An 8468-nucleotide genomic window follows, 5' to 3' on the forward strand; every position below is an offset into this window, starting at 1 on the left:
GGGCGGGGTGGCCGAGGAGGCTCTCGGCGGCGCTGTTGTAGAGGAGGATGCGGCTGCTGGGGGCCTCGGCGACGATGACGCCCACGGGCGCCTGCGAAATCACCGCCTCGAGCATTCGCCGCTCACCCAGCACCCGCTCCTGGAGCAGCACCCGCTCCAGTGCGGCGGCGCAGGTCTCGGCCAGGGCCAGCGCGAGCCGGCGCCGCCGCGGGCCGGGAGGCCGCCGGCCCGGAAGGCGCAGCACGAGCGTCCCCAACACCTGGTGCGACCCGCGCAGCGCCAGGGCGAGTTCGTAGGGCTGGCCAGGATCGGGCCCGCGGGGCCAGAAGGGCGCTCCCGAGCGGAGCGAGAGCCCGGCCAGCGCGGTGAAGTTCTCGCTGGGAGGCGGCTCGTCGGGACTGGCCAGGATGGGCCGCGCGGCCTCGGGGCCCTGTTCACCGTGCACCGTCCACAGCGTGGCGACTGGCGCCCCGAGGAGCCATCGGGCCTGCTGCCGGGCCACCACCGCCAGCTCCGCTGGAGTGCTCGCGCGCGCGAACGCATCGGCCAGCTGCCGCAGCTGCTCGGCGCGGCTGTGCGCCTCGCGGAGCGAGCCGACGGCCACGCTGATGAAGCCACCCACGAAGGTGAACGTGACGAGGAGCACCGCCTCGCCCGGCTCGTAGGCGAAGAGCTCGCCGCGCGGGTGGATGAACAGCATCCCCAGCGCGACGGTGGACAGCGCGGTGAGGCCGAGCGCGGCCACCCGCCCGCCCATCCACGCCGCGGCGAGGATGCCCGCGAGGAAGATGGGGAAGGGCGCGCTGCGGCTGAGCGGGTCGAGGCCGAACGAGACGGCCACGCACACGCCGAGCAGCAGCACGACGCCGAGTATCTGGGCGGGCCATGACCGCGGGCGCATCCATGAATGCGCGGGAGCAGGCTTCACGGAAGGCTGCCACTCAGGGTGTCAACGGGAACCAATTGTTTCCTGCGGTGGGATGGGACGCACGCACGATGCCATCGGGATTTCGGCCGGTCGAATGTGTTCATGTCCCAGAAACGGTCATCGTCCGTTGGAGCACTTTTTAAGCGACATCCAGCGTGAGCCTCCTTTTCAGAAGTGATGGCTGGATGGAGCGCCATCCGGGGCTGCTCTTGTATTTCCAAATACAAGCGCAGCCGTGCTTCGCATTCACACCCCACCTGGAGTTCCGCACCATGAAGAAGTGCCTGCTGCTCGTCGGCTTGTCCATGGCCGCTTGTTCCCCCAGCCCCACGGAGACCGAGCCCGCTCCGTCCGTCGCGCCCTCCGTCAGCCGGGAGCGCCGCGATGAGCTGAAGACCGTCTTCGGCAAGGCCTTCGCCACCGCGCTCGCCGACAGCCCGTCGCTGCGCAAGCTCATCAAGGACGAGGCGCTGTTGAAGTTCAACAACGACTACGACGTCCTCTACCACCTCATCAAGGACCACACCCTGGCGGACGGACAGAGCGTCCGTGAGCTGCTGCGGGGATACTTCGCGGACCCCGAGCAGCTCTCGGTCATCGAGCGGGAAGTTCCGCTGCTGACCATCTTCGTCCCCCAGCTGCCCCACGACTCCTTCTCGGCCGAGACCTGGGACACCGCCGCGCAGATTCCCGCCGTCGGCATCACCTCCTACAAGACCAACGACGTCCTGCTCGTCGACCCGCACGGCGAGGAGCACATCATCGAGGCGAGCCTCGTTCCCGGCTTCCCGGTGGTCGTCATCAAGGAGAACGAGCGCGTCGTCCTGGCCGGCGGCAACACCCCCAGCGCCAACCCCAGCGCCATGGCGAAGCAGGGCCGGGTCCTGAAGGCCAGCGGTACTCCGGGCTTCGCCTTCCTGTCGGAGAGCTTCGATGGCTCGCGCGCGACCGACAAGTCCGCGGCCAGGACCATCTGGAGCCCTGACCAGAAGCTGCTGGATGCCTACGACATCTACCTCGGCACCGACGGCTGGCACCGGGATCTCATCTACTACAACATCTCTCCGAACCAGACCCGGGGCGCGTTCTCCTACGCCTTCCAGGAGCATGTCACGAGCTTCCAGATGCTCGGGGATCCGGCGATCGCCTTCGCCAAGATCGCCGATCAGACGGGTGACCCGACGATGGCGAGCCTCACCGAGAACCAGAGCTCCGGGTGGACGGGCGGCTCCTTCGAGTTCAAGGTGAGGGCCCTCATCAACGCCAAGAACGGGATTGGCCAGGAGCTCGTCACCTACTTCCCCGCGGCTCCGAGTGAGCTCTTCATGATGACCTATGACCCGGTCAAGGTCAGCTGGTTCACGTTCTACAAGCCCCGCCTCACGGGCACGATTGGCAAGAACCTGTCGCTGCCGCTGTTCGCCTGGGACCTCAACGACTACGCCTCCACCATCAAGATCGAGGTCGAGGAGGTGGACCTCACCGAGACCACCGTCCTGACCGAGTCGCGGAGCATGAAGTTCGCCACCAACTTCGGCATCGATCCGACGGTGGGCTTCCTGCAGAAGATCGGCCTCAAGTTCGGCGCGAGCCTGGAGGAGACCCGCACCGAGACGACCCAGCGGACCTTCACGGAGGGCAATGACGTCCTGGGCTCGGTCATCGTGAACTTCGCGGACAACGTGCTGACCAACGTGACCATCCAGATGGCCGCTGGAATGCCCTGGAAGATCGGGACGACCCGGGAGTACGCGACGGGCTGGTACACCATCAGCGTGGTGCCCACGCGCGTGCAGTAGCCGCGCGCGAGGCGCGGGGGCCCGATGTCCCGGGCCCCCGTGGCTCTCGGTTCCGAGCCGGCCTGCCGCGGACTACTTCTTCGCCGGCACGTCCCAGGCGACGGGCAGGTGGTCGAAGCCGCGCAGCATGAGGTACGGCCGGCGCACCGCGGGCTCGTCCTCGCGCAGCCGCAGGTTGGGCAGGCGCGTCAGGAGCTGCTCGAAGGCAATCCGCCCCTCCAGCCTCGCGAGCGGGGCGCCCACGCAGAAGTGGATGCCCTTGCCGAACGCCAGGTGCTTCTTCGCTTCGGCGCGGCGGATGTCGAAGCGGTCCGGGTCGGGGAACTGCGTCTCGTCGTGGTTGCCCGACTCGTACATGATGAACAGCCGCGCGCCCTTCGGGATGGAGACTCCGCCGAGCGTCGTGTCCTCCGTCACCTGGCGGAAGAAGCCCCGGACGGGAGGCTCCTTGCGGAGCATCTCCTCGAGGGCATTGGGTATCAGGCTCGGGTCTGCCTTCACCGCCTCGAGCTGCTCGGGCGAGTTGAGCAGCAGCCACATGCCGCCGCCGATGAGGCTCGTCGTCGTCTCGTGGCCGGCGGAGAACAGGTCCATGGCGTTGCAGACCGCCTCCTGCTCGCTCATGGGCGCGGTGCCGCCCATCGACTGCGGTACGAGGAGCGTGAGCAGGTCCTCGCGCGGCTTCTTGCTCCGCTCCTGGAGCTTCTCCTTGAAGTAGCGCTCCATGGCGACGAAGCCGTGCGCGCTCTCGACCTGCTGCTCGATGGGCGCCGTCGCCGACATCAGCAGCGTCTTGTCGTCGGACCAGCCCTTGAGCTGCTGCATGTCCGCGCGCGGCACGCCGAGCAGGTCGCAGATGATGAAGCCGGGCAGCGCGAAGGCGAACTGCTGCACGAGGTCTCCAAAGCCGTCCTGCACGAAGCCGTCGATGAGCCCGTTCGCCGTCGCGCGGATGGAGGGCTCCATCGCGGCGATGCGCTGGGGGCTCAGGGCCCGGCCGAACACGGCGCGGATGCGCGTGTGGTCCGGCGGGTCGCTCTGCACCAGCGAGACGAACTTCGGGTAGGCCTGCTTGAGGATGTTGCGCACCTCGGGGTGCGGCTCGGCCCGGGCGTCGAGCGCTCCCACCGAGGAGAAGCGCGCGGTGTCCTTCTCCACCTCCGAGATGTCGTCGTAGCGGGTGACGACCCAGAGGTCGAACATCGCGCTGTAGAAGACCGGCCGCTCCTGGCGCAGCCGCACGTACATCGGGAAGGGGTTCTCTACCTGGTCCGGCGCCATCGGGTTGAAGGCGGCGACCAGTTCGTCTCCAGAGCGTGAGTTCTGCGCTGTCATGTTTCCACCATAAACGCCTGCTAGGCGGGATTCACCGAGGTTTCACGGGGTCCACGGACTTTCACTCTGGGTGTCTCACTCAGGCCTTCGGGAAGCGAAGGTGGAGTGAGGTGGGCCCGCGGTCCTGGAAGTTGGAGCCCTGGTAGTTGTAGGGCCTACCGGCGAGCTCCCAGCGCGGAAGCGTGAGCAGGGCGCGCAGGGCCTCCTCGACCTCGATGCGGACGAGGGAGGCGCCCGGGCAGTAGTGGGCCCCGACGCCGAAGGTCACCTGCCGGTTGGGCCACCGGGCGATGTCGAAGCGGTCCGGGTCGGGGAACACCGCGGGGTCGCGGTTGGCCGACGCGGTCATCGCGTGGACGAAGACGCCCTTGGGGATGCGCGTGCCGCCGAGCTCGGTGTCCTCCACGCACAGCCGGTTGATGGAGAGCACGGCCGGCTCGTGGCGCAGGCTCTCCTCGATGGCGCCGCGGATGAGGCCCGGGTCCGCCCGCAGCTGGCTCAGCTGCTCGGGGTGCTTCATGAGCGCGAGCACGGTGTTGGTGATCTGGTTCGTGGACGTGACGAAGCCCGCGCCAATCATCTGGAAGGACTGGATGACGGCCTCGCCCGCGAGCCGCGGGTCGCCGTCCTCCGCCGCGATGAACTGGCTGACGAAGTCGTCCCCGGGCGCCGCGCGGCGCTCGGCGACGAGGTTGCGCAGGTAGCCCACCATGTCATTGGAGGTCCGCCGCACGGAGGCGCGGATGTCGTCCGTGTTGACCGCCACGCCGGACGGCTTGAGCAGGTCCTTCGCCCAGCGCATGAACCGCGGCCGGTCCGCCTCGGGCAGCGCGAACAGCTCGGCGATGGCGTTGATGGCGATGGGCTCCGCGAAGTCCGAGAGGACGTCCATCTCCCCCTCGCGGCGTCCCTTCTCCAGGGCCCGCTCCACGAGCGCCGCGACCTGGGGGCGGAAGCGCTCCAGCGCCGCGGGCGTGAAGCCCTTCATCACCATCTGACGCAGCAACGTGTGGCGCGGCGGGTCCTGGAAGAAGACCATCCCGGACCAGGCCGCGAGCATGTCCTTCGACGCCGCGTCCTCGCCCACCAGCCCCATGCCGCCCAGCAGCTCCCTGGCGCGCCGCGAGGAGAAGTGCGGGCTCTTGGTGAGCGCCTCGATTTCGGCGCCGCGCGTGAGGATGAAGCCCTGGTAGGGCTCGAAGAAGTAGACGGGAGCCTCGTTGCGCAGCCGCTCGAAGGTGGGGAAGGGGTTGGCGAAGAAGCTCTCGCTCGTCAAATCGATACCGGCGACCGCGCTCATCTTTGCTCCAGGGGTGTGGGGTACGACGGAGCGAAGGCTAGCGCGGCGGCGCATCACCACGCCTCCCCAGCCACAACCCGCCGGGGCGGTGGAGCCCCTGGCTGCCCGGGTGGCCACCTTCGCTCAGCCCCATTCGAAGCGCTCGTAGCGGGCGCTGGCGTTCGTCAGGAGCTGGCGCTCCGGGGGAGCGAGCTCCGGCGCGACGTGGACGCGCAGTGCCCGGTTTCCCAGACGCGCCGCCTGCTGGAGGGCCAGGGCGAGCCCGTGGGTTCCGTCGGGGTCGCGCAGCCAGGCTTCCACCGTGAGCTTGCCGCCAGGAGTGAGCACGAGCGACCAGCCCAGGTCGCCGTCGGCCGTGAGGCGCTTCAGGCGCGGGGCCAGGGGCGACGTGACGCACAGGGCGATGTCCTCGTGGCTCGCGTTGCGGAGGCCCACCCAGGTCAGGTGGGGCAGGGTGGACAGGAGGGTGAAGAGCTCGGGCTCCCCGGTCCGGAGCCTGTATCCCCCGCCGGGGATTTGCAGCTCCAGCCCCCTCACCGGAAGCGGCCGGGTGCACAGCTCGCGCGCGAGCCTGGGGCTCACGTTCCGCAGGGCCTCCAGCCGGCGCAGGTTCGGATGCATCAACCAGTCCGCGAGCCCCGGGGGCGCGCTCCGGGAGCAGCCATTCAGCGAGATGTCCCTGACGGTCGCCCAGGCGGGTCCCGGAGGGACCAGTGGTGTGTCACGCGGGAAGGCGGGGCTGACGGCGGAGGGGAACCCGCGCTCGAAGCTGGACCACAGGGGTGGGTCTCCGTACGGGCCGAGCGGGAACAGCCATTGCGTCACGTCCCAGCCACAAGCGCGCGCCAGCTCCCACTCCCCCCGGAGCTCGTGCATCAGGGACCAGCCCCGGGCCTCGCCCAGCTCCATGAGGACATCCGCCAGCACCTGCCTCGGCTTGTCGTCGTCCGGGTTCTCGTAGACCTGAGTGAAGAGCGCCCGGAGCGTGGGCTCCAGCCGGGCCTCGGTGGCCGTCCGCTCCGAGAGCGCTCGCTCCAGCGCGGCACAGTGCGAGTCCGCGACCTCGTTCAGCGGCCTGGGCTTGCGTTCGTCGACGGTGGCCCTGAACCGTGTGAGGCGTCCAGGCAGGTCGGTGGAGCCGCACCGGGTGCTCATGCGCCGCCAGGGGCTGTCCTCCGCGGGAGTGAACCGGGCCGTGAGGCGCGCGGCGAAGAGTTCGATGAGCGCGGCGAGGCGCGGCGCGCGGGTCCGCTCCCACACGTTGAGCAGGTGCACGAGTGCTTCCTCCTCATGGTGGGACAGGAACGCGTCCAGGGCGCGCTCCAGCAGCTCCGCCGGCGTGGCTTTCACCGGGGCAACGTATCAGCCCAAGTCAGCCGGGCCCCAGTCAGGAACTGTTCTCGAAAGACGGATTTCCTATTTTACGCGATATTGAGATTCAGAGCTGGTAATCCTGGAAGCTCCACTTTCCAGGAGCCACTGCATGCGGTCGAAGCTGCGGTCGACGTTGATGACGATGGTGGTGGGAGTCGCGCTGGTGGACGGCGCCGCGCTCGCGGAGCCCTCCCAGGACTCGGCCCCGGAGGCGCTCGTCGCGGAGGACCGCGCCGGCACCGTGCGCTGGACGGAGGAGCTGGGCACCGGCGAGGGCAGCAGCGACCTGGTGCGCACGCGTGACGGACTGCTCTACGAGCCCAACGCGGTCATGCGCAGGCGCGAGGGCCTGCTGCGGCTCACGGGCCTCTACACCTTCCCGGCGCGCAAGCTGGAGCAGCCCGTGGACACCGTCCGCCCGGTGCTCCAGGCGAAGGCCTTCCCCGGCATGGGCGTCGAGGTGGACGTCCGCGTCCGGCGCGCCAGCGGCGCCTGGACGGAGTGGAGCACCTCGGCCGCGGGAGAGGCGGTGCGCCTGCCCGCCGCCGGCACGGAGGTGCAGGTGCGGCTCGCGCTGGTGGCGGACGAGCAGGCCCGCGGGCCCGTGGTGAGCGACGTGACGCTGGAGGGCTCGCTGGAGGGCGGCACCTCGGAGGCGGAGCTCCAGTCGCTGGCCCCGCTGACGTACCGCATCTACGCCACCCGCGAGGGGCTCGTCGGGGGCACCACCGCCAACGGCCACGTCATCAAGAGCTATGACCGCTTCGTGGCGCTGCCCTCGCGCCGGGCGCTCGCGTCGAACGGTGGCTCCGAGTACCAGGTGCGCGTGTGCTACTCGAAGACGGCGAAGTGCACGACGACGTCCGTCTGGGACGTGGGGCCGTGGAACACGAAGGATGACTACTGGAACCCTTCGAGCATCCGCGAGATGTGGAAGAACCTGCCGCAGGGCAAGCCCGAGGCCCAGGCCGCGTACCAGGACGGCTACAACGGCGGGTTGGATCAGTTCGGCCGCCGGCCCTCGAATCCCGCGGGCATCGACATCGCGGATGGCTCGTTCTGGACGGACCTGGGGATGAGCAACAACGACTGGGTCGACGTGACGTACCTGTGGACCTCGGACGGGGGAACGACGACGAGCATCGTCGTGGACAGCGACAACACCCGGAACGACGCCACCAAGGCCCGCTTCTCCATGGTCGGCACGTGGACGGCGGGAGGCAGCACCGGCTACTTCGGCAGCGGCTACTACTACGCCGCCACGCAGGCCATCTCGCAGCCCGCGGTGTTCGAGTTCTACCTGCCCGCCGCGGCCACGAAGACCATCGACGCGTGGTGGGTCGCCGGCACCAACCGCTCCCCGACGGCGCCCTTCATCGTCACCACGTCGACGGGCAACGTGACGGTGAACGTGAACCAGCAGATCAACGGCGCCCAGTGGAACGCGCTCGGCACGTGGAGCTTCCCGGCCGGGTGGAACAAGGTGCAGCTCAGCCGGTGGACGACGACGGGCTACGTCGTCATGGCCGACGCCATCCGCGTCCGGTAGTCCGGGACGGGTGGGGTGGGGCACGGCCTGCTGCCGTGCTCCACCCGGAGTCCTACGGGACGGTGCTGCCGTAACCGGTGATGGTGTAGTTCCGGTAGAAGTTGTTGTCCCAGTACGTCACGCCATTCACCGTGTAGCTGATGGCGAAGCGCACCGTGGGCAGCGTCGGGGTGGGGGCGTACA

At 69.2% G+C, this 8468-nt stretch carries 7 protein-coding genes; 2 read left to right on the top strand and 5 right to left on the bottom strand.

Annotation, left to right across the window (positions count from 1 at the left end; genetic code table 11):
• The coding region (locus tag HG543_RS48605) for a DUF4118 domain-containing protein (protein WP_169351793.1) at positions 1 to 901 on the bottom strand (901 nt) is incomplete at its 3' end.
• A 299-nt stretch (positions 902 to 1200) separates the two neighbouring features.
• Between HG543_RS48605 and HG543_RS48610 the strand changes: the two genes are divergently transcribed.
• Positions 1201 to 2727 carry a hypothetical protein gene (locus HG543_RS48610; RefSeq protein WP_169351794.1) on the top strand — a complete coding sequence of 509 codons (1527 nt, stop codon included), beginning with the start codon at positions 1201 to 1203 and terminating at the stop codon, positions 2725 to 2727.
• A gap of 72 nt (positions 2728 to 2799) precedes the next feature.
• Here the strand turns inward: HG543_RS48610 and HG543_RS48615 are convergent, their stop codons facing one another.
• From HG543_RS48615 to HG543_RS48625, 3 genes are all read right to left on the bottom strand, one after another.
• Positions 2800 to 4062 (bottom strand): cytochrome P450, encoded by a 1263-nt coding sequence (locus HG543_RS48615; RefSeq protein WP_169351795.1) that lies wholly within the window; start codon positions 4060 to 4062, stop codon positions 2800 to 2802.
• A 79-nt stretch (positions 4063 to 4141) separates the two neighbouring features.
• Positions 4142 to 5362, bottom strand: coding sequence for a cytochrome P450 (locus HG543_RS48620; protein WP_169351796.1), 1221 nt, complete (start codon positions 5360 to 5362; stop codon positions 4142 to 4144).
• Positions 5363 to 5485: 123 nt separating this feature from the next.
• Entirely contained in the window at positions 5486 to 6712 is a 1227-nt protein-coding gene (locus tag HG543_RS48625) for a hypothetical protein (protein ID WP_169351797.1), read from the bottom strand.
• A 133-nt stretch (positions 6713 to 6845) separates the two neighbouring features.
• On the opposite strand from HG543_RS48625, the gene HG543_RS48630 reads away from it, so the two are divergent.
• A complete protein-coding gene (locus HG543_RS48630) occupies positions 6846 to 8285 on the top strand; it encodes a DUF8814 domain-containing protein (RefSeq protein ID WP_169351798.1) in 1440 nt (479 codons plus the stop codon).
• Positions 8286 to 8337: 52 nt separating this feature from the next.
• Here the strand turns inward: HG543_RS48630 and HG543_RS57100 are convergent, their stop codons facing one another.
• Positions 8338 to 8439: a hypothetical protein gene (locus HG543_RS57100; RefSeq protein ID WP_369334976.1), complete on the bottom strand. Its 102-nt coding sequence runs from the start codon at positions 8437 to 8439 to the stop codon at positions 8338 to 8340.
• Between the last annotated feature and the right edge of the window lie 29 nt (positions 8440 to 8468).

Origin of the sequence: Pyxidicoccus fallax (genome assembly GCF_012933655.1) — a bacterium.
Classification (GTDB): Bacteria; Myxococcota; Myxococcia; order Myxococcales; family Myxococcaceae; genus Myxococcus; species Myxococcus fallax.